This window comes from Acinetobacter sp. HZNU-JH01 (assembly GCF_037996845.1).
GTDB lineage: Bacteria > Pseudomonadota > Gammaproteobacteria > Pseudomonadales > Moraxellaceae > Acinetobacter > Acinetobacter haemolyticus.
This window is the reverse complement of sequence record NZ_JBBMZX010000001.1, coordinates 2,883,985-2,909,418: the sequence shown is the minus strand read 5'-3', so window position 1 is coordinate 2,909,418 and position 25,434 is coordinate 2,883,985. Positions and strand designations below refer to the sequence as shown.

At 39.3% G+C, this 25,434-nt stretch carries 23 protein-coding genes; 5 read left to right on the top strand and 18 right to left on the bottom strand.

Annotation, left to right across the window (positions count from 1 at the left end):
• Positions 1-232 precede the first annotated feature (232 nt).
• The gene (locus AAC851_RS13710; RefSeq protein WP_340600970.1) at positions 233-1,864 is read right to left on the bottom strand and encodes an inorganic phosphate transporter; all 1,632 of its coding nucleotides are present in this window, start codon (positions 1,862-1,864) and stop codon (positions 233-235) included.
• Positions 1,865-2,300: 436 nt separating this feature from the next.
• On the opposite strand from AAC851_RS13710, the gene metH reads away from it, so the two are divergent.
• Positions 2,301-5,987 carry a methionine synthase gene (gene metH / locus AAC851_RS13705; protein ID WP_340600969.1) on the top strand — a complete coding sequence of 1,229 codons (3,687 nt, stop codon included), beginning with the start codon at positions 2,301-2,303 and terminating at the stop codon, positions 5,985-5,987.
• Between the two features lie 35 nt (positions 5,988-6,022).
• Here metH and AAC851_RS13700 read toward each other — a convergent pair whose 3' ends face one another.
• The 5 genes from AAC851_RS13700 to AAC851_RS13680 all read right to left on the bottom strand — a co-directional run bounded on the left by AAC851_RS13700 (position 6,023) and on the right by AAC851_RS13680 (position 9,746).
• Positions 6,023-7,462, bottom strand: a complete 1,440-nt coding sequence (locus AAC851_RS13700; RefSeq protein WP_075315083.1) for a hypothetical protein — start codon at positions 7,460-7,462, stop codon at positions 6,023-6,025.
• 246 nt (positions 7,463-7,708) lie between these two features.
• Positions 7,709-8,086 carry an endonuclease domain-containing protein gene (locus AAC851_RS13695; protein ID WP_005089569.1) on the bottom strand — a complete coding sequence of 126 codons (378 nt, stop codon included), beginning with the start codon at positions 8,084-8,086 and terminating at the stop codon, positions 7,709-7,711.
• A 145-nt stretch (positions 8,087-8,231) separates the two neighbouring features.
• Positions 8,232-8,720 carry a peptide deformylase gene (gene def / locus AAC851_RS13690; RefSeq protein WP_134251690.1) on the bottom strand — a complete coding sequence of 163 codons (489 nt, stop codon included), beginning with the start codon at positions 8,718-8,720 and terminating at the stop codon, positions 8,232-8,234.
• 135 nt (positions 8,721-8,855) lie between these two features.
• Positions 8,856-9,347 carry a DUF2505 domain-containing protein gene (locus AAC851_RS13685; protein WP_004640207.1) on the bottom strand — a complete coding sequence of 164 codons (492 nt, stop codon included), beginning with the start codon at positions 9,345-9,347 and terminating at the stop codon, positions 8,856-8,858.
• A 108-nt stretch (positions 9,348-9,455) separates the two neighbouring features.
• On the bottom strand, positions 9,456-9,746 hold the full coding sequence (locus AAC851_RS13680; RefSeq protein WP_042874409.1) for a hypothetical protein: 291 nt from the start codon (positions 9,744-9,746) through the stop codon (positions 9,456-9,458).
• An 89-nt stretch (positions 9,747-9,835) separates the two neighbouring features.
• Between AAC851_RS13680 and AAC851_RS13675 the strand changes: the two genes are divergently transcribed.
• Positions 9,836-10,276: a universal stress protein gene (locus AAC851_RS13675; protein WP_005089563.1), complete on the top strand. Its 441-nt coding sequence runs from the start codon at positions 9,836-9,838 to the stop codon at positions 10,274-10,276.
• A gap of 53 nt (positions 10,277-10,329) precedes the next feature.
• On the opposite strand, the gene AAC851_RS13670 is transcribed toward AAC851_RS13675, so the two are convergent.
• The 3 genes from AAC851_RS13670 to AAC851_RS13660 all read right to left on the bottom strand — a co-directional run bounded on the left by AAC851_RS13670 (position 10,330) and on the right by AAC851_RS13660 (position 14,640).
• Positions 10,330-11,493 (bottom strand): alanine racemase, encoded by a 1,164-nt coding sequence (locus AAC851_RS13670; protein ID WP_075315079.1) that lies wholly within the window; start codon positions 11,491-11,493, stop codon positions 10,330-10,332.
• A gap of 115 nt (positions 11,494-11,608) precedes the next feature.
• The gene (locus AAC851_RS13665; RefSeq protein ID WP_075315077.1) at positions 11,609-12,895 is read right to left on the bottom strand and encodes a D-arabinono-1,4-lactone oxidase; all 1,287 of its coding nucleotides are present in this window, start codon (positions 12,893-12,895) and stop codon (positions 11,609-11,611) included.
• Positions 12,892-14,640 (bottom strand): neutral/alkaline non-lysosomal ceramidase N-terminal domain-containing protein, encoded by a 1,749-nt coding sequence (locus AAC851_RS13660; protein ID WP_005089556.1) that lies wholly within the window; start codon positions 14,638-14,640, stop codon positions 12,892-12,894. The genes AAC851_RS13665 and AAC851_RS13660 overlap by 4 nt, the downstream gene beginning before the upstream one ends.
• Positions 14,641-14,703: 63 nt before the next feature.
• On the opposite strand from AAC851_RS13660, the gene AAC851_RS13655 reads away from it, so the two are divergent.
• The gene (locus tag AAC851_RS13655; RefSeq protein WP_075315075.1) at positions 14,704-15,801 is read left to right on the top strand and encodes an AraC family transcriptional regulator; all 1,098 of its coding nucleotides are present in this window, start codon (positions 14,704-14,706) and stop codon (positions 15,799-15,801) included.
• Between the two features lie 287 nt (positions 15,802-16,088).
• Here the strand turns inward: AAC851_RS13655 and tauD are convergent, their stop codons facing one another.
• Genes tauD through tauA form a run of 4 tightly spaced genes read right to left on the bottom strand, consistent with a single transcriptional unit; the run spans position 16,089 to position 19,684 of the window.
• A complete protein-coding gene (gene tauD, locus AAC851_RS13650) occupies positions 16,089-16,934 on the bottom strand; it encodes a taurine dioxygenase (RefSeq protein ID WP_005089554.1) in 846 nt (281 codons plus the stop codon).
• A gap of 30 nt (positions 16,935-16,964) precedes the next feature.
• Entirely contained in the window at positions 16,965-17,846 is an 882-nt protein-coding gene (tauC, locus tag AAC851_RS13645; protein WP_005089552.1) for a taurine ABC transporter permease TauC, read from the bottom strand.
• Positions 17,843-18,634 carry a taurine ABC transporter ATP-binding protein gene (locus tag AAC851_RS13640; protein WP_075315071.1) on the bottom strand — a complete coding sequence of 264 codons (792 nt, stop codon included), beginning with the start codon at positions 18,632-18,634 and terminating at the stop codon, positions 17,843-17,845. Before AAC851_RS13640 ends, tauC begins: the two co-directional genes overlap by 4 nt.
• Before the next feature lie 9 nt (positions 18,635-18,643).
• Entirely contained in the window at positions 18,644-19,684 is a 1,041-nt protein-coding gene (gene tauA / locus AAC851_RS13635; protein ID WP_340600967.1) for a taurine ABC transporter substrate-binding protein, read from the bottom strand.
• Positions 19,685-19,897: 213 nt separating this feature from the next.
• Here tauA and AAC851_RS13630 point away from each other — a divergent pair, with 213 nt between their 5' ends.
• Together AAC851_RS13630 and chrA are read left to right on the top strand one after the other, a co-directional pair.
• The gene (locus AAC851_RS13630) at positions 19,898-20,821 is read left to right on the top strand and encodes a chromate resistance protein ChrB domain-containing protein (RefSeq protein ID WP_160126959.1); all 924 of its coding nucleotides are present in this window, start codon (positions 19,898-19,900) and stop codon (positions 20,819-20,821) included.
• A 2-nt stretch (positions 20,822-20,823) separates the two neighbouring features.
• Complete coding sequence (gene chrA / locus AAC851_RS13625; RefSeq protein WP_340600966.1) at positions 20,824-22,170, top strand: chromate efflux transporter; 1,347 nt, start codon at positions 20,824-20,826, stop codon at positions 22,168-22,170.
• 12 nt (positions 22,171-22,182) lie between these two features.
• Here the strand turns inward: chrA and AAC851_RS13620 are convergent, their stop codons facing one another.
• The 5 genes from AAC851_RS13620 to AAC851_RS13600 form a co-directional block, all read right to left on the bottom strand.
• Positions 22,183-22,800: an ATP-binding cassette domain-containing protein gene (locus tag AAC851_RS13620; protein WP_208463820.1), complete on the bottom strand. Its 618-nt coding sequence runs from the start codon at positions 22,798-22,800 to the stop codon at positions 22,183-22,185.
• Positions 22,797-23,492 carry a molybdate ABC transporter permease subunit gene (gene modB, locus AAC851_RS13615; protein WP_160126956.1) on the bottom strand — a complete coding sequence of 232 codons (696 nt, stop codon included), beginning with the start codon at positions 23,490-23,492 and terminating at the stop codon, positions 22,797-22,799. Before modB ends, AAC851_RS13620 begins: the two co-directional genes overlap by 4 nt.
• Complete coding sequence (gene modA / locus AAC851_RS13610) at positions 23,489-24,259, bottom strand: molybdate ABC transporter substrate-binding protein (RefSeq protein ID WP_340600965.1); 771 nt, start codon at positions 24,257-24,259, stop codon at positions 23,489-23,491. Before modA ends, modB begins: the two co-directional genes overlap by 4 nt.
• A 120-nt stretch (positions 24,260-24,379) precedes the next feature.
• Positions 24,380-24,643, bottom strand: coding sequence for a PAAR domain-containing protein (locus tag AAC851_RS13605; protein ID WP_004640238.1), 264 nt, complete (start codon positions 24,641-24,643; stop codon positions 24,380-24,382).
• 29 nt (positions 24,644-24,672) lie between these two features.
• Complete coding sequence (locus AAC851_RS13600; RefSeq protein WP_445290558.1) at positions 24,673-25,410, bottom strand: OmpA family protein; 738 nt, start codon at positions 25,408-25,410, stop codon at positions 24,673-24,675.
• Positions 25,411-25,434 lie beyond the last annotated feature (24 nt).

Genomic DNA, 25,434 nt, shown 5'->3' with positions numbered 1-25,434 from the left:
GTAGCATTGAATATAGAAGATCAAGCCAAATGCTTATATTTCTTCAATGAATCCAAGCCTAATGATAGAAAAACCAGTTCAGAGTAGAATAAATTTTAGGTACTAGCTTATCCATTTATGAACCATAGGATCGAATATGCGCTCAATAACAAGTTTGTGCAACAAGGCCATTTAAAAATAAAAAAGCCTTGCCGTAGCAAAGCTTTTATAACCTTCAAGATTTAGTCGAGTATCAAGATACAAACTGTAAGAATACCCAGTACAGACCACCTGATAATGCAATCGTTGCAGGCAAAGTAAATACCCATGCTGAAAGAATAGTTCTAATCGTTGCAAAGTTTAGGCCTGATTTATTTGCGACCATCGTACCTGCAACCGCACTGTTTAAAACATGTGTTGTTGAAACAGGCATACCAAAACCATCAGCAGCAGCAATCGTACTCATCGCAACCAATTCAGCAGACATCCCTTGACCATAAGTCATGTGATTCTTACCAATACGCTCACCCACTGTAATAACGATACGTTTCCAACCCACCATTGTTCCTAAGCCAAGTGCTAATGCAACAGCAACTTTTACCCAGTTCGGAATGTACTGTAGGAATGAATCCATATTGTTACGATAGTCTTTTACTACTTTTTGCTGTTCTGTGGTCATCACAGGTAGCGCATCTTCTTTATCTAAGCGCTTAAACGTTGTAGTACTTAAGTACATATCATTACGTAATTCAGCAACCCCAGCTTCTGGAATATCTTTAAGATCACCATAAGCTGCAACTTTTTCACCTAAATGCCCAGTCATACTCGCCAATGCAGGTAAAACTTCAGGTGTTTGTTCTTTGGTTTGAATGTATTTTGTCAGGATATCTCGCGCTTTTTCATCCGAAAATTCTTGTTGATCAACATTCAATACCAAAGCAGTTTGAGCTGATAATTGCTCAAAAGATTGTAAATGCTTTTGGTCTAAACTTTTGTTCAGCGAATAAGCCAATGGAACCAAGCCAATCAAGATCAACATGATTAGACCCATACCCTTTTGACCATCATTTGAACCGTGAGCAAAACTCACACCTGTACAAGTGAAAATCAGGATACCGCGAATGAGTGGTGGTGGTGGCTTATTTCCAACAGGTGGTTGGAACAACTCCATTTGGCGTTTAAAGATTTTTTTCACCAATAAGAATAAAATGGCTGCAAAAGCAAAACCAATCATTGGAGAAAATAATAACGCCTTACCGACCTTTAGCACTTGATCCATGTCAATGCCACTGGTTGCGCCAGTTGATGCATTTAACAAATGATTCATAATACCCACACCTAAAATTGAACCAATCAAGGTGTGTGAACTCGATGCTGGGATACCCAAAAACCAAGTACCGAGGTTCCACAAAATCGCTGCAATCAACAGCGCGAAAACCATGGCAAAACCAGCCCCGCTGCCGACATTCATAATCATTTCAACAGGTAATAATGCAATAATACCGTAAGCAACTGCACCACTTGCCACCATAACCCCTAAGAAGTTACAGAAGCCTGCCCACATGACCGCTACTGGTGCAGGAAGCGCATTGGTATAAATCACCGTCGCAACAGCATTTGCAGTATCATGAAAACCGTTTACAAATTCGAATGCCAAGGCAATAAATAGTGCCGTAGATAATAAAATAACTGAATATAAACTTAATGGTGGCACATGTGATAAATCAGCACTCACCTGAAAACCAATATAAATCAGTGTAGCAACAATGACTGTTAAGAACACCGGCATAAAAAATTTAGGTGTTGGTACATGTACATTCGTCGATTGGGCTTGCGATTCTGTCGCAACTGGTGAATCCGAAGCAGGGGGTAGATTTGAATTCATGTAGACGGCTGGAGGATAAAAAAATCCCCCATATTGTTTAATTAAATTATGACAATTATATGACAAAGCTTTGTCACATGAACTCAAATTTTCATCATTTCATCACTTTTACACCAATTTTTTGTATCGAAACAGTGCGTTAAATCAAAATTAATTCATATTTTTCAATAAAATAAAGCAATATAAGGGTTGGAATAAATCGTTGTCTGATTTTGCAACAAACGCAAAAAAATATGACTTTTATTGGTCATACTGCGAACATTTTGCTTTATTTTTAAGCATTATTACCTCGAATTATTGCACTTTGATGAAAGTTTTATGACATTTTTCAATTTGAATGCGCGGTTCACCGCCTTTTAGATGGAAAATAAGCGCTTCAGCATTGCTTCTGCTACAATGCGTCTGCTTCTTATCTTTGCCATGACTGGGGTTCCTTATGTCCACGCTTGCCACCCTAAAATCACTTCTCGCCCAACGTATCCTGATTATTGACGGTGCAATGGGAACCATGATTCAACGCCATAAGTTAGAAGAAGAAGATTATCGTGGTGAACGTTTTGCAGATTGGGCTTCTGATCTTAAAGGTAACAACGATCTTTTAGTACTGACTCAACCGCAGATTATTCAAGGCATCCATGAAGCTTATTTGGATGCTGGTGCAGACATTATTGAAACCAACAGCTTTAATGGTACCCGTGTTTCGATGTCAGATTATCACATGGAAGATCTTGTTCCAGAGATCAACCGTGAAGCGGCACGTCTCGCCAGAGCTGCATGTGATAAATATTCAACTCCAGAAAAGCCTCGTTTTGTGGCAGGTGTACTTGGCCCTACATCGCGTACTTGTTCAATCTCACCAAACGTCAATGATCCAGCATTCCGTAATATTACTTTCGATGAACTAAAAGAAAATTATATCGAAGCAACGCACGCCTTGATCGAAGGTGGTGCTGACATCATTTTGATCGAAACTGTATTCGATACCTTGAACTGTAAAGCGGCAATCTTTGCGGTCAAAGAAGTGTTTAAGAAAATCGGTTATGAACTTCCCTTGATGATTTCAGGTACGATCACAGATGCCTCAGGTCGTACATTGACAGGTCAAACTGCTGAAGCATTCTGGAACTCAGTGCGTCATGGTGATTTGCTGTCAATTGGTTTTAACTGTGCATTGGGTGCAGATGCAATGCGCCCTCACGTTAAAACCATTGCTGACGTTGCAGATACCTTTGTTTCAGCGCATCCAAATGCTGGTTTACCGAATGCATTTGGTGAGTATGACGAAACGCCAGAACAAACTGCAGCTTTTATTAAAGAATTTGCTGAGAGTGGTTTGATCAATATTACTGGTGGTTGCTGTGGTACCACACCAGATCATATCCGTGCGATCTATCAAGCTGTTAAGGATATTCCACCACGTAAAATTCCTGAGACTGTTCATGCTTGCCGTTTGAGTGGTTTAGAACCATTTAATATCTATGATGATTCTTTATTCGTAAACGTTGGTGAACGTACTAACGTTACAGGATCAAAAAAGTTCCTTCGCCTCATACGTGAAGAAAATTTTGCAGAAGCTTTAGAAGTCGCTCAGCAACAGGTTGAAGCTGGTGCACAGATCATTGATATCAACATGGATGAAGGGATGCTCGATTCGCAAGGTGCGATGGTGAATTTCCTAAACCTTGTCGCTTCAGAACCTGATATTTCACGTGTGCCAATAATGATTGACTCATCGAAATGGGAAATCATTGAAGCAGGTCTAAAATGTGTTCAAGGTAAACCAGTTGTAAACTCGATTTCCTTAAAAGAAGGTTATGACGAGTTTGTCGAAAAAGCTCGCCTTTGCCGTCAGTACGGTGCAGCAGTTATTGTCATGGCTTTTGACGAAGTTGGTCAGGCAGATACCGCAGAGCGTAAGCGTGAAATTTGTAAACGCTCTTATGACATTTTAGTCAATGAAGTTGGCTATCCAGCTGAAGATATTATTTTCGATCCAAACGTGTTTGCAGTGGCAACAGGGATCGAAGAACACAATAACTATGCCGTAGACTTTATTGAGGCGACTGGTTGGATCAAACAAAACTTACCACATGCCATGATTTCAGGTGGTGTTTCTAACGTTTCGTTCTCATTCCGTGGTAATGAGCCTGTACGTGAAGCGATTCACTCCGTGTTCCTCTACCATGCCATCAAACAAGGCATGACCATGGGTATTGTAAACGCTGGTCAGATGGCGATTTATGACGATATCAATAAAGAACTAAAAGATGCTGTTGAAGATGTTGTACTTAACCAAAATCAAGGTGAGACAGGTCAAGCAGCAACTGAAAAACTCCTAGAAGTTGCTGAAAAATATCGTGGTCAAGCGGGTGCTACCAAAGAAGCTGAAAATCTTGAATGGCGTAATGAGCCTGTTGAAAAACGTCTTGAATACGCTTTGGTTAAGGGTATTACCACTTATATCGATCAAGATACAGAAGAAGCACGTTTAAAATCAAAACGTCCGCTTGATGTGATCGAAGGCCCATTAATGGACGGCATGAACGTGGTCGGTGACTTGTTTGGTTCAGGAAAAATGTTCCTTCCTCAAGTCGTTAAATCTGCACGTGTCATGAAACAAGCGGTGGCATGGCTCAACCCATACATTGAAGCAGAAAAGTCAGAAGGACAGTCTAAAGGTAAAGTCCTGATGGCAACAGTAAAAGGTGACGTACACGATATTGGTAAAAATATTGTGGGTGTTGTCTTGGGTTGTAATGGTTATGACATCGTTGACCTTGGCGTGATGGTACCTGCAGAAAAAATTCTGCAAACAGCAATTGATGAGAAATGTGACATCATTGGTTTGTCTGGTTTGATCACTCCATCTTTGGATGAAATGGTCTTTGTAGCCAAAGAAATGCAACGTAAAGGCTTTAACATTCCTTTATTGATCGGCGGTGCAACGACGTCGAAAGCACATACCGCAGTTAAAATTGATCCTCAATATTCAAATGATGCGGTAATTTACGTCGCGGATGCTTCACGTGCAGTGGGTGTCGCAACCACCCTACTTTCTCCTGAAATGCGCGGTAACTTTATTGCAGAGCATCGTGCTGAATATGCCAAGATTCGTGAACGTTTAGCAAATAAGCAACCGAAAGCTGCAAAATTGAGTTATGCAGAATCAGTCGAAAACGGTTTTAAAATTGATAATAACTATGTACCACCAAAACCAAATGCTTTGGGTACACAAGTTATTAAGAATTATCCGCTTGAAACCTTAGTTGAATATTTTGACTGGACACCATTCTTTATCTCTTGGAGTTTGGCAGGTAAATTCCCGAAAATCCTGACAGATGAAGTAGTTGGTGAGGCAGCGACTGATCTTTATAATCAAGCGCAAGCGATGCTGAAAGACATCATTGAAAATAAACGTTTCGATGCTCGTGCTGTATTTGGCTTATACCCTGCTCAGCGTACTGGTGCAGATACCGTCAGCGTATTTGACGAATCAGGTCAAAATCGCACTCACACCTTTGAGCACGTACGTCAGCAATCAGACAAAGTGACAGGTAAACCAAACTTGTCTTTGGCAGATTATATTAAGCCTTCTGAACAACCTGAAGATTATCTCGGTGGTTTTACGGTGTCGATCTTTGGTGCTGAAGAATTGGCAAATGAATATAAAGCCAAAGGTGATGACTATTCAGCGATTCTGGTTCAGTCTTTAGCGGATCGTTTTGCAGAAGCATTTGCTGAACATTTACATGAGCGTATCCGTAAAGAGTTCTGGGGTTATAAAGTCGATGAAACGCTGAGTAATGAAGAACTGATCAAAGAAAAGTATGTCGGTATTCGTCCTGCTCCAGGTTACCCTGCTTGCCCAGAGCATTCTGAAAAAGCGGTGTTGTTTGATTGGTTAGGTTCTGAAGAAAAGATTGGTACCAAACTGACTGAACACTTTGCCATGATGCCGCCTTCTTCTGTCAGTGGTTTCTATTATTCGCATCCTCAAAGTGAATACTTTAATGTGGGTAAAATTTCTCAAGATCAGCTTGAGGATTATGCAAAACGGAAAAGTTGGACTTTAGATGAAGCAAAACGTTGGTTAGCGCCAAATTTGGATGATTCAATCGCGTAAGTTATAAAAAAAACCCCTCAGTTGAGGGGATTTTTTTATTCTCTGGTTTTAAAAATATAATCATGTCGAGCCAAAGGATTAAAGACTAACTTATCCAAAGTCTTAACTGCTAATTCAATTGGCATATGGATTCTTTCATAATTTTTATATAAATCCTGTTCCTTACTTATTAATTCATAATTTTTTTCGGATTCAAAAAATACCTCATCATAATTTATATTACAGAGCTTAGGATATTTTATCCACTCCCCCCACTTAGGATCATCTACATTTTTTAGATCTGCTTGAAAATAATAGTCTACAAAATTCACAGAATAACCATTATTTAGGTATATTTGACTGTTATCATAGCCTCGACTAATTATTTCATTAATAAAATCATCAGGATTTTTCTCTTTAAGATAATCAACTAATTTAATCTTTTCATCGAATTGCTCTAAAACATATGAAGTGTGGAAAAAATTTAAAAGTATAAAATCTATAGCTTTTTCAGGAGAATTTTGGATATAATCCTTTAATAACTCGTAATTTTCTAATTGATTAATAATATAAACTGGAATCATTTGTATAATTCCAAATGGAAAAATATAACGACTCATACCTCTACTCATATCCATTTGTAAAGCATCTCGACGTGGAGAAGGCTGTAAAAATCTTACAATATGACTAGACATAAATGCCACTGCACTAAACGATAAATTCAATGTCCAACCTATTAAAAAACTCAAAAATTTCATAGTTCTAAGACTATCAATATCGATTCTTTCAAATTCTAAAATTGCCAACTTTAATAGAAAATTATATTCGCTCATTGAGCAATCATTTAGCTCTTTATTGAAATGTATTTCTAGACTTGTCTGATATGCTTTTTGGTTTATGCCTTGTAGGTACTTTATTTTTTCAAAACGTGAAAGATATTCAATACAAAAAGCTCTTGTTTCTAATAGCATCATCATGGACAAAGGAAAAATATTCATTTGACCTGATTTTGAATGAACTATGAACTTTACATAAACTCCATATTTTTCATTGTAATCTAATGCATGTTGAAAATTTTGGACATCATCCCAATTATCAAATGAAATACTTTTCAAGCTTTCTAATGGTTGTAACTCATACAAGCTAACAGCAAATGTTTCTCTAATATTTTCATAACTAGAATCTTCTTTATTTTTAGAAACTAAATGGTAATTATGCTTTCTCACATAATACTCTAGGCCATAATATGTAGACGTCATATCTAAATAATGTGTTTTTTCATGCAAGATTACGGATTCAAAAATTGCATATTTTTGAAATGCATCAAAATCACTACTTATATCTATAAAAAACTGACTAGTATATCCACTTTCAATTGCTTCGAAAAAATCTGTATGAGGTTCTTTACTAAAAGAATTTATTGAAATCATTAAAGTATTTAGATCAATTTTTGCATGATCTTTATAGCAAAATGCATATTTATAATTTTCAGACATATTCCCCACCAAAAAGCCAATCTAGATAGCTGATATTATATTATTTTTCAATACTTTAGTTTGAGAAATTAAAATTCCACTCTCATTTTTGGATTACTTATAAAATCATTAATATCTCTATTCCACTCCGCAGACACAAAATCATTTATATTGATACCATTAAATCAAATCCCTCCCAACCTCCCTTTAAAAAGGGAGGAGCCTCAAGAATCAAATACCTACATTAAATTCACGGCAAGTCCCCCTTTATAAAGGGGGATTTAGGGGGATTCTGGATTGGGCGGTTTGAAATATAAGTTCAATAACAGCATCAATCTCAGTCAAAATCTGCCTATTATCAAACCTCAGCACATTCAACCCCAACTGCGCCAAAGCTTCATCTCTTACTCGATCAGCCTCCAACCCTTCTGCTGTGTAATGCTGCCCACCATCACATTCAATAACTAAATTTGCTACGGGACAATAAAAATCGACGATAAAATTGAGAATAGGCTTCTGTCTATAAAACTGTAGCCCTAAAATCTGTTTACGTCTTAATCTCTGCCATAACAGTTGTTCAGCATCGGTCATATTGTTGCGTAAATCACGAGATGGCTGTTTTAAGTTCTTATTATAAGGTTGCATAATTTATAAACTCTTATTATTTCTTTAATTATTAAGCCAGAACTCTACCCTTTCCCAACCCTACTTTACTAAAAAAAATTTCATGCAAACATTTACTTAAATGATAATCCCTCTCTTTTTAAATGAGAATTGGGAGGTATTTTATTTATGCAAGATTCATTCTTTCCACAAACAACACACCATCTAAATGATCAACTTCATGTTGAACAATTCGTGCAGGAAAACCATCAAATGTTGTTTCAATCACCTCACCTTGTAAAGTGTGATAACGCACTTTGACACTCTGTGCTCTTTGCACTTGTCCACGCTCATCAGGAACACTTAAACATCCCTCTTCCCCCAAACAAGTCGCTTGAGAAAACTCCAAAATCTCAGGATTAACCATTACCACTGCATCCATTTCAGGTGCATCGGGATAACGAGGATTTGGACGAGATGCCACGATAATCACACGCTTGGAGATATAAACCTGTGGTGCAGCAATTCCAACACCATTACGCTCCAACATCGTCGCATGCATCGCGGAAGCCAATTGCAATAGCCACTCACTATTAAACTCCCCATCTGCAACAAATGCCGCTTTAAGTTCTAATATTTCTTCACCACGTTGCGCTACAGGCAAAACCACACTCATACCCATGACCTTATTTTGATCAAATCCTGATTAACATAGTATTGGATATTTTCTATTGCTTCTATCATTTTCACGCTAAAATAAAAAAACGCTCCGTATTGATGATACGAAGCGTTTTTTCTAATCTAAGTTAAATTAAAGTTGTTTCTTTAATTCATCCTCTACGATTTCAATTTCTAAACTGCTAAATTTACGAATTTCGCCTTCAGCATGTTTCTCAAGCATCCCACCAATCAAAGGCACTTTAACTTTTACTGTCCAAGTTAAAGAAATATTTACTTTTTCACTGTCACCTGTGACGCTTCGCTCACCTTTTGCTTCTAAAGGTAAGTTTGCACCTAACTCAACTGTTGAAGTTAAGTTTTTCAAATGAGTAACGTCAGAACGCTTTAAACGAAATGCATTTTTTAATAATTTTTTAGCAACATCAGGAATATTTACATCAAGGTTATATTCACGGCGTAACGTGTAAATATCCCCATTAATTGCAGATTCAATAATTTCTAAGTTCTCACCTGGAATACGTTTACACACTGCTTCATGCAATGCTGTATCCGCGACTAATCTTGAAAAGTCTTCGATTGAAACACCATGAATTGTTTCATTAACCGTAAATTGATGTGCCATAATTTAAATTTCCGTTTCGTTTTATATAGGAACTCATCACTGCCCAAAGTATATCATTCTCACTCAAATCGCAAAGTCCAGCACAACAAAAAAGGGTGACTGTTCGGATTAGTTATTTTTATTGTGATTTTCTCGTGTGCTTAATTTTACAGCAATTGATGTAGTGCGACTGATCGACAGGCACTGCTGACCATACTCAATCACCGCATAAAACTGTTCTGCGCCATCATCAAGACCAGTTGCTGACCATGTCGTTCCCTGCGGAAATTCATCTAACCAAATTGCTTTATAAAAGTCTGAAACAGTATCAAAAGCCAAATATGTTTCTGGATCCGCCACTATTTTGGCAGCTATCTGATCAAATTTTTGCTGTTTATAATTTTCTAAGCTGATTAACACAAACCTTCCTATTTTTATTTGCTTGAGATATCTGAAATATGTTATCAACATAGTAATGACGACAACGATAAATTATAAGGAGTAAATACATGTCTTACCAAAATATTCTAGTTCCTGTCGATGATTCTCCAATTTCTTATGCTGCTGTTGAGCACGCACGTTCCTTAGCCAAATTATCTGGAGCAAAAGTGACTGTGCTGAGTGTGGTTGCTGTCGATCCTTTTGTCGGTGTTGATTTTTATCAAGTTGCACCTGCGATTACAGATCATTTTATGCAAGCAGAAGCACATGCCAAAAATCAGTTACAAGAAATTGCTCAGTCTTTTGCTGAAAATGGTGTCGATGTCACAACCAAAATTCATCATGGTATTGCAACAGACGGTATCCTTTTCGTTGCTGATGAAATCGGTGCAGATTTGATCGTTATGGGTTCAAGAGGACGCACAGGGGTAAAACGTTTATTGCTTGGTAGTGTTGCGCGTACAGTTCTGACCGAATCACATATTCCTGTTCTTATCGTCAAGCAATAATCAACCAATTGAATAAAGCCTTGTGCATACCGTACAAGGTTTTTTATTGCACTTTATTCTCGAAAAGTTTGCCATGACTCAAACCTATTTTGCTGATATAGCATTAAGTTTGAAAATTGAGGAATGATTGCCTCACTTTGGGTCGGTCTCAAAAACACAAAATCATCCACTTGCGTATCACAATTCTTGGGTACATTGATCAACTCCTGATTACTGCTTCGTCCATACAAAACATGAGTATGTGCTTGATCAGGGTAAACATAATTTGCCATCCAATACCCCCCATAAATAAATAGAGCCTTGCATTTATGCGGTAATTTATCCAACACAGCCATAGATGGAAGCTGGGTAAAAGGCAAAACTTTTAATACAGGTGCCGCAATCCATACAGCAGGTTGTAACGCTTGTAGAAAGTCATGATCAAAGTCACTTGGTTTTAAAAGCATTGAACCAAAGGACAAGTCATTACAGACACTTGCTGTGGTATGAAAGCTAAAAGTTGGGCTGCCACCACCATTAAAGCAAAGCTCATCATGCCACAGTGTTGGAAACTGTTTTTGAATAAGCTGTTGATAATTTGCATAAGTCTGTTGCGAACTTTGATAAGCCAACTCAGGTTTCTTAATAATTGCAGGGATTTTGGTGACATGTGCATCATAGCCCATCAAGCCAGACAGTTTTAAATATTGCGGATATTGCTGAATCAACGCCAAAATTTCTGTGAATTGCTGTGTGGTCTGTACTCCTCCTCGGTGTAAACCAACATCAATTTCAATATTTATATCTAAACAAATAAAATATTTTTTGGCGATTTCAAGATATTGCTGTAGACGTACTTTGGTATCAATCAGCCACTGAATTTTCGCTGTTGACCACTCCATATATTGTTCAAAAAATTGATGGACGACTTGGGCTGGCATTGGTTTACCTAACAAAATATCCGCGTCAGCAAAATTTTCTAATATCGAAACAATATGCGGTTGATGGAACACCATAAAACGCTGGGTATCGATCTGTTCAGATAACAACTTGAGCAAATCTAAACTTGCTAAAGATTTCACCACTAAGCGTGCTTTTAAATGCTGGGCATGCGCAAGGCGAATCTGAACATGCTGGATATTTTGTTTTAAGGCAGCTTCATCAACGATCAGTTGCGGGGTCGCAATCCCCTGTTTCTTGAGGTCTAAATTAAGTTGTTTAAAATAATGATCCAACATGTCTTTCCATCCTTTTATCTCATTAGGGATTTGCTGACCCTACGGAGTCCTTTATCAAACAATTGCAGATGTCGTTTTCGAGTATCAAAATAATGAGAAGGGTTTAATATCAAAACTAACCTAAAAATAACTTTTCCAGATAGGGATTTAAAAATTTGGCTTCTGGATCAAGCTGCTGACGCACAGCCATAAAATCATCCCACTTTGGATATAAATCACGAAGCTGCATGCAGCTCATACTGTGCATTTTCCCCCAGTGCGGACGTCCCTGATATTTCTGTAAGATTGGCTCAACCACATCAAAAATCAGTTGTGGATCTTGTTTATGATATTGATGCACCGAGATCGAAATAGAGTCTTGCTGATAAAAAGGACTGAGCCAAATATCATCACCCTTTACAAAGCGAAATTCGAGCGGAAAAAAGGTTGCTACTTTATGCATACGTAAAGCATGTAATACTTCATTTAAACACTCAATTCCTCGATCAACAGGAATCTGATATTCCATTTCATTGAACTTGGTATTGCGTGGCGTTGGAAATATTTTGCTCGACCAATCCACATAAGTCGTCGGTTTAACAAAGACGCCTAATAGCTTCTGTAAATAAGGGTTCAGTGAAGGAAAGGTTTTGGTCAGTTCTGAACATAAGGTCAGTAAAGTATCATCTGAGGGAAAGTTCGCTTTACGAGCTAAAATCTCGTCGCTCGTTTCATTCAAGGTTTTTAGCATTAACTGTTTGCCATAAGAAAAGACAAAACACTCAATATGTCGATGTTGAAGCTTCCATTGCTGAATGTTTTGCATCATATCTTCGACACGGCATAGCTCGATATGTTCTTTGAGCTTATAACGTGGACGATTCTGCATGGTGATCTGAGTCAAGATTCCCAAACTGCCTAAAGAAACCCGTCCTGCGGCAAAGATTTCAGGATGCTCTGTGCGACTGCATTTCAGGATTTCACCTGAAGCCGTCAACAACTCAAAAGCTTCAACATAAGCAGAAATACAATGCAAATCTGCGCCTGTGCCATGTGTTCCTGTAGAGACAGCACCCGCCAGGCTTTGCTGATCGATATCGCCCTGATTCATCAAGGCCTGATTGATCGATTGCTGCTGTAAGTGTTGATCTAAATCATATAAACGTGTGCCTGCATAAATGCTGCTCTGACATCGATTGATATCAGTGGATGCAATTCCTGCAATGTGATCCAACGACAATAACGTTGCATCCGTACAGACCAAAGGCGTAAATGAATGCCCCGCACCGACCACCCGTATTTTTTGATGTTCAGAGACAATCGTCTGTAATTCTTGAATATTCGCGGGTTGGAGAATCTGCTGTGGCATTGATTTTTGCAAACCAGACCAATTTGACCAAGCGTATTGAACAGGATGATTCACACAAGCTCTCCCTGACTTACTGCCGTTTTCAAATTGCCATGATTACTGCGTTTCGCCAATTCATGTTCTGGAATTGGCGCCAGTCTTGTAATTTGATCGTAATTACGTTTATTTTTATCCAATATTAATTGTTGAGATAAGTCTTTGAATTTACTTTGACATGCAGCCAAGGTCCATTGTCCAAATAATGTATGACCACCTTCATAAGCTTGCTGTTGGTATTCTTCATAAGTGGTTACATAGCCCATGTAATCATTACAATAAGAGGCCAACCATACTCGATCAAATGATGATGTTCCGAGCAGGTTTTGTCTCACTGTTTCAATAACACGCTGCCCTGCAATCGTCGTAAATTCTCCAGGACAACAAACAAGTGCTAAAGTTCCTAAACGAATAATTTGTAAAGGTACGATACTTGGCACCAGTGGACTTTGCTTGATCGCACCCGCCCTCACTTGTCGATTCATCTCCGCAATCAATGGATCAAGAATACTCGGTGGGAAGCCAATTGGTTGACCCAAAATCTTTTTAGTTCCAGCTTCTAGTAAAATTTGTTTGGGTCCTTGTGAAGCATAAAGCTGGTGATATTCAGTAAAATCATCAGCCCTTGAATGTTTCATTTTTTGTTTTCTAAATTGGTCTGCTAAAAACTGCATGCCTTTGATTATCGGTTTGGACGCACCTAATCCATCGACAGGTGTACCTGCAAAAAATGAAGTCCCATGACAAGGCTGACTGGTTTTTGCATCAAGCTGTCCATTTGAAAACTCAGGTGGAATCTCAATATTGCTGAGATCTACATAAGACAGTACTGCATCAATCTCCCCTGCGACTTTTTGCATATTTTTTGGGGCTGTTTGTTGCAATGCCATCAAAGCTAACTCACTTTGATAACGTCCGTTTTGTTGTGCATATTGATATTCAGCTTCTCCTTTAAGCTGATTTCGGATCTTAAGTTGATCTTTACCGTGAAAATGTGGTGATACATCGCCTGCCGTTGCTTGTGCAAAAATCGCCACTGGATTTTGAATGCCTTGTTGAACTAAAGCTTGTTCTGAAAATGCAGCAGCATAACCTTTGTTATCACCATCATACGCATTTAATTTATTACCAAGGCAAGTGGCATGTACACCAAACAATGAAATAAAAGACTGTAATTTGTGTTCTCGATAAAATCCGATGAGTTGCATTTCACGGTTTAATGCTAAATGGGTTTCAGCTTCGGTGTGTGATCTCACCTCAGGATTTCGATTATAGGCTTGAATCGAACGATTCCATGCTACTGGCGTGTCATCCGTAAAAGCTTGCGTTGTAAGAAAAATATCCGTTTGTTGTTCATTTTCAATTGCTGTCTGAATGCTTAAAACAATTGCGTTTAAAATCGCGATGAGATGCTCATGTACAAAACCAGGTGTTGGCATATTGTATAAAGCTTCATGCGCGCAGCCCCCAGGTCCTGAGTGCGTGTGCGTTGCCATTAACACCAACTGATTCTCGTTAAATTCTGAACCTAACATCCCTCTTAAACGAGCAACAGCTTTGCTACGCATCGCATGTGTAATACAGCCTAAATCTAGGCAACAAATAATCAATCGATTGTGGTGTTGATCGACAATGCTAAAGCTACGTGCATATAACGCTGTTCTTTTTTTATAGGCTCGATGTGACCATTGCCCATAACCGAACATAGCATAGCCTTTAGGCACAATTTTGATTTCCTGCTTGTTCCAACCAACCTGATACATTGGTACTTTCCTTTCAGTTCTTTTTCTAATTTCGATGAAGCATGTTGAAAGTTAATCAAAATTATGCGATACCCAAAAGGGTCAAATAAACGATACTTTGGGGGGCAAAACGGACAGATGCCTACAGCAATAACGCATTCGATCTGCTTACAAAGATTTGTACCTCCGACTATTCTAGCCAGCTTAATCCATTATGCTGAACAGAAAAAATGGAACTATAAACAATGGTTTGAAGCTTCAGGATTGGATTTCATACAAATTCAGCAAACAAATCATTTGATTCACTTTGACCAACTGTGCAATGTCGTGCGTCAAGCGATCTCAACCTATCAACAACCCTGTCTTGGTTTAAAGCTAGGAAGCAGTGAAGGTCTGATTTCAATGGGAATTTTGGGTTTTGCGATGCAATCCTGTAAGACTGTCGCAGAGGCTTTGGAGATTGCGCTTCGCTATCATCGTATTTCAGGAAGCGTATTGAATTTAGCATTTAGGATTCAAGGTGAAATCTGTGAACTCGAAGTGACAACACCCAACCCAGAGTCCGATCTCAAAGCATTTTTCTTTGATGAATTGTTTAGTAGTACCATCGCCTGCTTAAATGCAATGTTAGGCGATCATGATGATGTGATGAGCCTCGAACTTAGCTATTTACCAACTGACAACCAACAAGAATATCGCAATATCTTTGGCTGCTCGGTTCAATTTAATAGCGATAAAAACATCATGCGTTTTAAAACAAGTATGTTGCAGCGACGCTTAAAAAACTATAGTCCAGCCAACTATGCAACTGCAATACAAATCTGTGAACAGGCATCAATACAAATTGATCTATTTAATCAAAGTAACTTTGTGGATTTACTGGATCATTTGATTGAACAACATTTACCTGAGCGTTTTGAGATGCAACAAGCCGCACAGCAATTACACATCAGCGAACGCCACTTAAGACGGCAATTATTATTAGAAGGCTGGAGTTTTCAGAAAATTCGGCAAACTGTATTAGAGCGTAAAGCAAAACAACTACTTGAACAGAACCTATCCATGAGTGAGATCAGCCTACAACTTGGTTTTAGTGAATTACGAGAATTCCGACGGGCCTTTAAACGCTGGACGGGACAAGCGCCTTCGGTTTATAAACAGACCTATGAAATCAGCCACTAAAGGCCGTTTAAATATTGAATTAATTTATTAAAGGATAGGCTTTTACAGAGTCTTGCCGTGTTCTCATCCCATTTCAGGATTAGCCTGCGGCTCGCCCTACTTTTCTTTCGGGAAAAGTAGGCAAAACCACTTTCATCCGCAAAACTCGTTGACTACCCGCAACTAATTTAATGAATCGCAGAAACATCACTTTATTAATGTAGTCCTGCCTCAGACAGTTGCGGATGACTTTCCGAGTATCATATTCCATCAAGTATTCCCCCATTTCATAGGGATTAAATCTAAACTCAGCTTGCCGCCTGATAAAACGGCGCATCACCGTTAATCGTGGCACGGTGCATAATCCGATGCGCATCACCATAATCAAATAAAGCCTTATGCTGGGTGCAACGGTTATCCCAAATCGCCACATCACCCTCTTGCCACTGCCAACGTAAATGAAACTGCTCATGAGTCGCGTGGGCGAATAGATATTGCAATAACTCAGCACTTTCTGATTCTTCTAGCTCATTAATACGCGTGGTAAAACCTTCACTCACGAACAAAATTGGCTGACCCGTGACAGGATGCGTTCTGACTACAGGATGCACGACAGGCGGATTACGTTTAAAGGTTTCTTCCAGTTTTTTACGCTCCACATCATTGTGCGCAAAACGTTCAATTGGGAAAGACTGACGAATATCATGCGTTGCAGTTAAGCCTTTTAATTTCTCTTGTAACGCTTGATCCAACCCAGCAAATGCAGCTACTCCACTCGACCACAGCGTATCGCCACCTACAGGTGGAATCTTGATGGCTTGTAAGACACACCCTAATGGCGGATTTTTACTGAAAGTCACATCAGTATGCCAAAGTTCATTGTCACGTAAATCTTGCTTCCAACTGTCCAGTACAATAATTTCAGGCACATTTTCTACTGTCGGGAAAATAGGGTGAATATGTAAAGAACCAAATCCACGAGCAAGTTCAGCTTGAGCCTGAGGTGCAAGCTGCTGATTACGGAAGAAAATTACATGATGATCCAGCAAAGCCTGTTGAATTTGTTGTGTGGTATTTTCATCAACCGTATTTAAATCAACATCGTGAATAATTGCACCAATGCTTGATTTAATGATTTCAATATTTAAAGTCATTTCTAACGCTCTATTCTCTACAATTTGCACTTATAACTGTTGACCATACCAAGGAGAGAGTTGCTTCTGTAACCAACGCAAAAACAATTCAAAACTCACTGCGACAATCGCAATCACAATAATGCCGAGAACCACAGTATCGGTAATCAAGAATTGAGCTGCTGACTGCACCATAAAACCAATACCACGATCTGCAGCAACTAATTCCGAAGCCACTAGAGTCGACCACCCCACACCTAAACCAATACGGATACCCGTTAAAATATGTGGTAAGGCTGTCGGCAGAATCACATGCCAAAACACTTGCGATTGGCTTGCACCTAAAGATAAGGCAGCACGCTCACGATTGAGCTGATGACTGATTACGCCATGAGTGCTACTGATAATGACTGGTGCAAGGATCGAAAAGAAAATCAAAAGCACTTTGGTGGTTTCACCAATCCCGAACCAGATCACCAATAATGGCAAATAAGCCAAAGGTGGGATCGGACGCAATAATTCAACCAAAGGATCAAGCACGGCGCGCACCCATTTATTCAAGCCCATCCACAAACCTAAAGGCACACCAATCGCAATCGCGGCAACCAAGGCCAATAAGACACGAGAAATACTTGCGGCTAAATGTTGCCATAAAGTCGCTTTCATAAAGCCTTGTTGACTGACCTCGAGAAACTTTTGCCATACTGCTTGTGGACTTGGTAAAAACAGGCTCGGGACAATTTTTAATGCCGTGATTAAATACCAGATCACCAATACACTAAGTACACTTGAAAGACTGAGTACCAAACTGCGATGACGAACGAAAAAATCACCTACAACATTTCGTTTTGAAGCTAATTGTTTCGGCTCAATTTGTGCAAACTCGGTCGTGTTACTTAGCTTATAGGCTGTATTTTTTGCTTGACCTGTCATACAGCCACCTCATGTCCAGCTTGTTTCTGTACACGCAAACGTTCAAACAATTGCTCACGTAATTGAATAAATTTTGGATCGGATTTAATTGTACGAATCGATTCGCCTTGCTTATAGCGCTCTGCAAAATCTAGTTTTAAAGTTTCAACGATCTTTCCTGGACGAGCTGTCATCAATACCAATTGATTGCTGAGCAATAGCGCTTCTTCAATGTCATGGGTAATGAGGAAAAAAGATTTATTTTGTTCAATCCATAAATCCAATACCAACTGCTGCATGGTTTCACGGGTAAATGCGTCAAGCGCAGCGAAAGGTTCATCTAATAAAATAAAGGCTGCATGGCTAATCAAAGCACGTGCAATACCGACACGTTGTTTCATACCACCTGACAGTTCCCAAATATTGGCTTGTGCAACATGGCTCAAACCCACAATTTTCAGGATGGCATCGACTTGCCTTTGAATGTCTTGTGCTTTCAAGCCTTTGAGCTGTAAAGCAAAACCAATGTTTTCAGAGACATTTAACCAAGGTAATAGCGCATGATCTTGGAACACCACTGCACGGCGAGCATCAGGTGCCGTTAGCACTTCGTCATCGAGTTTGATCTGTCCTGAACTTGGTTTTTGAAAACCAGCCAAAATATTGAGCAATGTGGTTTTTCCACAACCCGACTCACCCAAAATTACCGTCAAAGTGCCCTCTTCAATTCGGAGATTAATATCTTGCAATACAGGCACAGTCTGTTTTGGAAAAGTTAAATGAAGATGCTCAGCAGCTAATACGCTCATTTAGATCTCCTAAGGCTGTAAAAACTGAGTGGTGACATTGGCTTGATAATTAGGTTTGACTTGATCCACTTTGCCCTGACTTTTCAAGAAAGTGGCGGTATCGAAAATATTTTTGGCAAACTCACCTGATAAGGTGGCTTGTTGCTGTTGGCGATCTAGGTAAATATTTCCTGAAAGAAGCAACGGAATATCTTTCGCATCTGAGCCAGTCAATTGTGCAATTTTCTGGATATTGTCTGCATTTTTCTCAAATGCTCTCGGATCTTGGTTATAGCTTTCAATCTGCTTTAAGCTGGTTTGGACAAAGGCTTTTAAGAACTCAGGATTTTTTTCAGCAAAGTCCTTACGCACCACCCAAAGATCATATGTTGGTGCACCCCACTCGCCGACTTGTTTCGAGTCTGTTAAGACATGACCAGTCGCTTTAACTTTGCTTAAGGCAGGTTCCCAAACATAGGTCGCATCAATATCACCACGCTCCCAAGCTGCTGTGATTTCTGGTGGACGTAAGTTAATAATCTTGACTTGGTTATCCGCAATATTCCAATGCTTGAGTGCTGACAATAAACTGTAATGCGTGGTTGAAACGAATGGCACAGCAATGGTTTTACCAATCAAATCTTGCGGATTGTTAATGCCTGATTTGTTGCTGACCACTAGTGCCTCAGAACCGCCTAATTTAGCCGTCACCAGAAAGACTTCTATTGGTAAATCACGACTTGCAGCAGCAGCTAGAGGGCTAGAACCGATATTGCCGATCACAACATCACCCGAAGCCAATGCATTAACTACATCTGAACCAGCATCAAATTTACGCCACTGAATTGCCTGTCCACTGTCACGTTCATAAGCACCATTGGCCTGCGCAACCTTGGTTGGATCAACACCTGTTTGATAAGCAATCACTACTGCTTTATTGTTTTTCGACAAAGTAGATGTCACATCTTTTTGATTTTGATAGACAATAAAAGCAACAATCGCCACAAGGACGATTGCTGTAACAAGGATTGGCTTAGTATTTTTGAGGCCCATAATTAGATGATCTTTCAATAATATCCACTTATGGTATGCCTGAGTCTTTATGATTAAAAATAAGAAAAAGTGCGTTGTTTATTCTTTTATAAGATATGAAAACTACCCAATCTTTTTCATATTTCCTTAAAAACCATTATGTATAAAACCTATAAGCATATAAACAATTTTTACTTTTCAAACCACAACTTATTTATGTAGCATATATAACAGCTATGTTGAGTATATTACATGAATATATCCTTACTCATTTCATCACTCCCCACTCAAAACACAACAACACGAATGCGTGTGTGGAGAGCACTCAAAGCAAGTGGTGCTGTAACACTTCGGGATGGCGTTTATATATTGCCTGCTGAACATTCAAAAAAATTTGATGCAATTGCTGATGATTTAATCTCAGAAAATGGCAACGCCTATATATTCCAAACCGTTGCTGTAGAAAATCTTGATATCGCTAAAATTTTCAACCGAAAAGAAGAATACGATATACTCTATCAACAAATCAGCCAACTGCGACAAGAGTTGAATCAGAGCAATAAAAAAGAACTTCTCAAACAGATTCGTAAATTACGTAAGCAGCTCGATGCATTAATTGATATTGATTATTTTCCGACTGAAGCTAAACAACAAACACTTCGAGAACTCAATACAGTTGAACAAGCAATTCTACGTTTTGGGGAAATAGACGAACCCAACAATCTACAAGGCCATCTTCAAACCTTCCATATAGACAATTTTCAAAACCAAATTTGGGCAACAAGAAAACGCCCATGGATTGACCGTTTAGCTTCCGCATGGCTGATTCAAAATTTTATTGATCCAAATGCTAATTTTTTATGGTTAGAAACACCCAGCGATTGCCCTAAATCAGCTTTAGGTTTTGACTTCGATGGAGCTAAATTTAGCCATATTGAACATTTAGTGACTTTTGAAGTGCTATTGCATAGCTTTTCATTACATGAACAGAAAGCATTAAATAAAATTGCAGCAATTGTCCATTTTCTAGATGTTGGTGGGGTAGAACCACCAGAAGCCTCTGGCATTGAAAAAGTCATTCAAGGTTTAAGAAACAAAATTACTGATGATGACCAACTACTTGAACTATCCAACTATATTTTTGATGGGTTATACGCCAATTTCTTAAGAGAATAATTATGGAACAGCAACCGATCAGTAGAACTGATCAATCAATCGAATCTATCCCATTCTGGCAAGCTTTTTTATTCTGGTTAAAACTAGGATTTATCAGTTTTGGTGGTCCTGCAGGTCAAATCGCATTAATGCATCAAGAACTGGTCGAACAAAAACGCTGGATCTCTGAAAAAAGATTTTTGCATGCCTTAAATTACTGCATGCTACTTCCTGGCCCAGAGGCTCAACAACTTGCAACCTATATCGGTTGGCTGATGCATCGGACATGGGGCGGTTTAATTGCTGGCATCTTATTCGTCCTTCCCTCTTTATTTATACTCATTTTACTTTCTTGGGTTTATATACAGTTTGGTGATGTTCCTATCATTGCCGGCTTATTCTACGGCATAAAACCTGCGGTCACAGCGATTGTTTTCCATGCCACTTATCGAATTGGTAGCCGTTCACTCAAAAATAAAATGTTATGGGGAATTGCTGCAGCTGCTTTTGTGGCGATCTTTTTCTTAAAGTTGCCATTCCCTTTAATTATCTTAACCGCAGCAGCACTCGGCTATCTGCTCAGTAAAAAGTATCCTAGTTTTTTTGCATCAAATAATACACATCAAAGCAGTCAAACAAATCACGTAGCAGCAGTGATTGATGATCATACCCCGCCTCCAGCACATGCGATTTTCCGTTGGGCGCACCTGATTAAAATTTTGCTCATTGCTGGATTACTTTGGTGTGTGCCCTTAATCGCTTTGGTTATGTATTTCGGCTGGCAGCACGACTATACCCAAATGGCGTGGTTCTTCACCAAAGCAGCGCTGCTTACTTTCGGTGGTGCATACGCTGTTTTGCCTTATGTTTATCAAGGTGCGATCGAGAATTATGGGTGGCTCAGCCCAACACAGATGATCGATGGACTTGCTTTAGGCGAAAGTACCCCTGGTCCACTGATTATGGTAGTCGCTTTTGTTGGTTTCCTCGGTGCATTTAATGCCTCTTTGCTCGGAAGTGAACACTTATTTCTCGCTGGTGCATTCGGAGCCATCATCGTGACTTGGTTTACCTTCCTTTTTTCTTTTGTTTTTATTCTTGCAGGTGCACCTGTGATCGAATCAACGCATAACCAGCTCAAGTTTACCGCCCCATTAACAGCCATTACGGCTGCCGTCGTTGGGGTGATCTTAAATCTCGCGTTATTCTTTGGTTATCATGTTCTATGGCCAAATGGATTTGATCAAGCTTTTAATTTTGAAGCAGCACTTATGACGATAGCAGCATTAATTGCGTTGTTTAAATTCCAAATCAATGTGATTTATCTGATTTTTGCTTCAGCGTTATGTGGGCTAGTTTTATATCTATAAGTTTATATTTTGTTATAAATACCAAATTACATCAGTGAGTTGCTCTATTTCAGATTTATCATGACTGACATAGAGCATCGGTATCTTAATTTCCTGTATCACCTGCTGAAAAAAAGGAATAATTTCAGCTTTGTGAGCTGCATCCAAAGCAGATAAAGGCTCATCCAATAACAACAATTTTGGTGAGTAAAGCAATGCACGACCTAATGCCACACGTTGCTTTTCCCCACCTGAAAGTTTAATCGGCATTCGATGTAGTAAATGATCTAGTTTGAGTAATTCTACGATGTAGTCCACTTCGAATCGGCGTTGTTGTGGCTGAATATGCTTAAATCCAAACACTAAATTCTGCATCACCGTTTTATGCGGGAAAAGCTGGGCATCCTGAAAAACCAAACCGACACGGCGTTGTTGGGTACTCCAGTTAATTCGCTGAGATTGATCAAACCACAGTTGATCTTGGATTTTAATCCAACCTGTTTGCGGAGTAATCAATCCCGCAATACTGTGCAAAATAGTCGTTTTTCCCGATCCTGAAGCACCAAATAAACCAATTACAGGCTGATCAGACTGGAAAGTTTGGTTTAAAATAAACTGCCCCTGTTGAACATGTAACTGACAGTCGATCATATCGAATAACCACGCTTATTTTTCTGATACCGATTGAACCATTGCGCAAACCATAAAGCAAAAAATGCCACGGATAATGACAAAATAATGAGTCGCCACAGCGCAGCTTCAGTGTCAGGTTGCTGCATTAAACTATACATTGCCAGTGGTAAAGTACGGGTTTCGCCTGCAATATTCCCCACAAAGGTAATGGTTGCGCCAAACTCACCTAGACTTCGACAAAAACACAAAATGCTCCCTACCAGAATCCCACTACTTGCCAATGGCAAAGTCACCTGCATAAAAGCACCAAAAGAAGAAGCACCTAAGGTTTTGGCAGCCATTTCTAAACGCTGATCAACCAATTCGATTGCTAGTCGAATTGACTGAACCAATAGTGGAAAACCCATCACCGCAGATGCGAGTACAGCCCCTTTCCAATTAAATGCAAATTCAATTCCAAAAGGTGCCAGATATTGTCCAAAAAAACCACGATTGCCAAACAACTGTAAAAGTAAATAGCCTGGTACAACAGGCGGTAATACCAAAGGTAAAAAGACCAAAGTCTCTAATAAGGACTTTCCCCAAAACTCTTTGCGAGCAAGTATCCATGCCATAATAGTTGCAGGGACTAAACTAAAGATGAGACAAGTTGCCGCCACCTTACAGGATAATTTTAAAATCTCGATTTCTTCAGGACTAAGCATCATCATGGTACAAGAACACTAAAACCATATTTTCTGAAGACCAAAGCTGCACGATCACTACGTAGAAACTGATAGAATTTCACGGCCTCAGGATTATTTTTTAGTAAACCTATTGGATAAATAATGGGAGTATGACTATTTTTTGGAAATACGCCTGCAATCTCGACATTTCGACCGATCGCCGCATCTGTTGCATAAACAATACCTGCTCGACACTCTCCACGTGCAACAAAATTAAGCGCTGCACGAACATCTTCGGTTTCCACAATATGCGGTTCAACTTTGTTCCACCAATTCAGTGATACCAAAGCCTGTTTTGCATATCGACCAACGGGCACACTTTGAGTATTTCCAGTACACCATCGACCTTTGTGATTTAGCGTTGGATCGAAGTTTTTTTCCATTTTTAAAGTGAGGGGCTGATTTTTAGGGCGAATCACCACTAAACGGTTTTCAAGCAGATTCACACGATCTTGTATTTTGACCCACTTTTTATTTTGTAGATAATTCATCCACTCTTGATCTGCTGATATAAAAATATCAGCTGGCGCCCCAGCTTCAATCTGTTTAGCTAAAGTTGAAGAACCTGCATATGAATTCTTGATTTTAACTTTATTATTTTGTTGATAGTCTTGGGTTAATTCATTGATCACATCAGTCAAACTGGCAGCAGCATATACAGTCACGGTACTCTTGGCAAAAACTTGTGGAGTAAACACTCCACCACTTGCCACCACTACAGCTATACATATTGCTTTGATCTTTACCCGCATTCTTATCTTCCTCTGCTTCGATATATTTTTAAAACATACCGCCCAGTAAAGATACACCAAAAGCAAAAATTAGCCAGTTTTCTGTATTTGAATCTCCATGAAGGAGCTCTCAAAATAACACTAACCCTTTACAGCTAAATTTTGTTTTGGCAACAGTTTACATCCACAGGATAAACTATCATTCACTCTTGCCGCGGCTTTACCCATTACCAACATACAAGGGTCGCCACTTATAATCGTTGCAACAGTCTGATGCTTTGGACAAGTGGCCTTATCTCCAACACATGCAATCGCAATACCTTCGATCAAAAAACTACTGTTACCCGAGATCACCTTTCCACCACCTGTGGTTGGGCAACCTAATACGATATAGGGTGTTGCCATAATCACATCCCTCTTATATTGTTAAAAAATTAAAGCACTTCAAACTCGATACGACGATTTTTACGACGACCATCAGCCGTTGCATTGTCTGCAATCGGCTCACTCGAACCCTTACCTTCAGTACTCAAACGATCGGTTGCAATATTCTTCGAGACTAAATAATCCTGCACTGCGACAGCACGTTCTTTACTCAAGATCACATTTCGACTGGCATCGCCTGAACTATCTGTATGTCCAATGATTTTGACTTGTTTCCCACCCACTTTATTTAAGGCAACTGCCATTTCATCCAAAATACGTTTACCCGTCTCAGTCAGAATCGCACTACCAGACTCAAATTCAATGATACGATCTTTTAATGCATCATCAATCACTTTTTGCTCAGCTAGATTGACCGAAAGTTGAGCATTGAAACGATACGGTTGCTGAACCAAAGTCTGAAAATTCGAAGCCGTCGGCTGAATTTCATTTGGATTGCTCATTTTTCCTGTAAGCTCAATCTGCGTACCGCGAACACGTAATTGCCCCTGCTTCACTTTCTTAAGGTCAGGTGTAATAACACGAGTTACAGAATCACTCCACCCATTTGGAGCAGAAACAGGACGGACCTGAATCTTGTCTACAACTTGATCTGCCCCATATACAGATTGCATCTTAACTAAGATTGCTTGTTTACTGGATTCGTTTGGAACCACACCCTCAACAACTATCGGCGCAGCCAATACCGTATGGCTCTGCACCAAACCACAACAAGCCATGATGAACATACTTAGTAGAACTTTACGGTTATT

What these genes read in the sequence shown, in the direction of transcription:
- AAC851_RS13670 (WP_075315079.1), bottom strand. Translation starts at nt 11,493, where the DNA reads ATGTTGGATCATTATTTTAAACAACTTAATTTAGACCTCAAGAAACAG.
- AAC851_RS13620 (WP_208463820.1), bottom strand. Translation starts at nt 22,800, where the DNA reads ATGATCGACTGTCAGTTACATGTTCAACAGGGGCAGTTTATTTTAAAC.
- chrA (WP_340600966.1), top strand. Translation starts at nt 20,824, where the DNA reads ATGGAACAGCAACCGATCAGTAGAACTGATCAATCAATCGAATCTATC.
- tauC (WP_005089552.1), bottom strand. Translation starts at nt 17,846, where the DNA reads ATGACAGGTCAAGCAAAAAATACAGCCTATAAGCTAAGTAACACGACC.
- modA (WP_340600965.1), bottom strand. Translation starts at nt 24,259, where the DNA reads ATGCGGGTAAAGATCAAAGCAATATGTATAGCTGTAGTGGTGGCAAGT.
- AAC851_RS13675 (WP_005089563.1), top strand. Translation starts at nt 9,836, where the DNA reads ATGTCTTACCAAAATATTCTAGTTCCTGTCGATGATTCTCCAATTTCT.
- AAC851_RS13655 (WP_075315075.1), top strand. Translation starts at nt 14,704, where the DNA reads ATGCGATACCCAAAAGGGTCAAATAAACGATACTTTGGGGGGCAAAAC.
- AAC851_RS13685 (WP_004640207.1), bottom strand. Translation starts at nt 9,347, where the DNA reads ATGGCACATCAATTTACGGTTAATGAAACAATTCATGGTGTTTCAATC.
- AAC851_RS13700 (WP_075315083.1), bottom strand. Translation starts at nt 7,462, where the DNA reads ATGTCTGAAAATTATAAATATGCATTTTGCTATAAAGATCATGCAAAA.
- AAC851_RS13630 (WP_160126959.1), top strand. Translation starts at nt 19,898, where the DNA reads ATGAATATATCCTTACTCATTTCATCACTCCCCACTCAAAACACAACA.
- def (WP_134251690.1), bottom strand. Translation starts at nt 8,720, where the DNA reads ATGAGTGTGGTTTTGCCTGTAGCGCAACGTGGTGAAGAAATATTAGAA.
- AAC851_RS13640 (WP_075315071.1), bottom strand. Translation starts at nt 18,634, where the DNA reads ATGAGCGTATTAGCTGCTGAGCATCTTCATTTAACTTTTCCAAAACAG.
- AAC851_RS13695 (WP_005089569.1), bottom strand. Translation starts at nt 8,086, where the DNA reads ATGCAACCTTATAATAAGAACTTAAAACAGCCATCTCGTGATTTACGC.
- AAC851_RS13605 (WP_004640238.1), bottom strand. Translation starts at nt 24,643, where the DNA reads ATGGCAACACCCTATATCGTATTAGGTTGCCCAACCACAGGTGGTGGA.
- tauD (WP_005089554.1), bottom strand. Translation starts at nt 16,934, where the DNA reads ATGACTTTAAATATTGAAATCATTAAATCAAGCATTGGTGCAATTATT.
- AAC851_RS13710 (WP_340600970.1), bottom strand. Translation starts at nt 1,864, where the DNA reads ATGAATTCAAATCTACCCCCTGCTTCGGATTCACCAGTTGCGACAGAA.
- modB (WP_160126956.1), bottom strand. Translation starts at nt 23,492, where the DNA reads ATGATGATGCTTAGTCCTGAAGAAATCGAGATTTTAAAATTATCCTGT.
- AAC851_RS13660 (WP_005089556.1), bottom strand. Translation starts at nt 14,640, where the DNA reads ATGTATCAGGTTGGTTGGAACAAGCAGGAAATCAAAATTGTGCCTAAA.
- AAC851_RS13600 (WP_445290558.1), bottom strand. Translation starts at nt 25,410, where the DNA reads ATGTTCATCATGGCTTGTTGTGGTTTGGTGCAGAGCCATACGGTATTG.
- metH (WP_340600969.1), top strand. Translation starts at nt 2,301, where the DNA reads ATGTCCACGCTTGCCACCCTAAAATCACTTCTCGCCCAACGTATCCTG.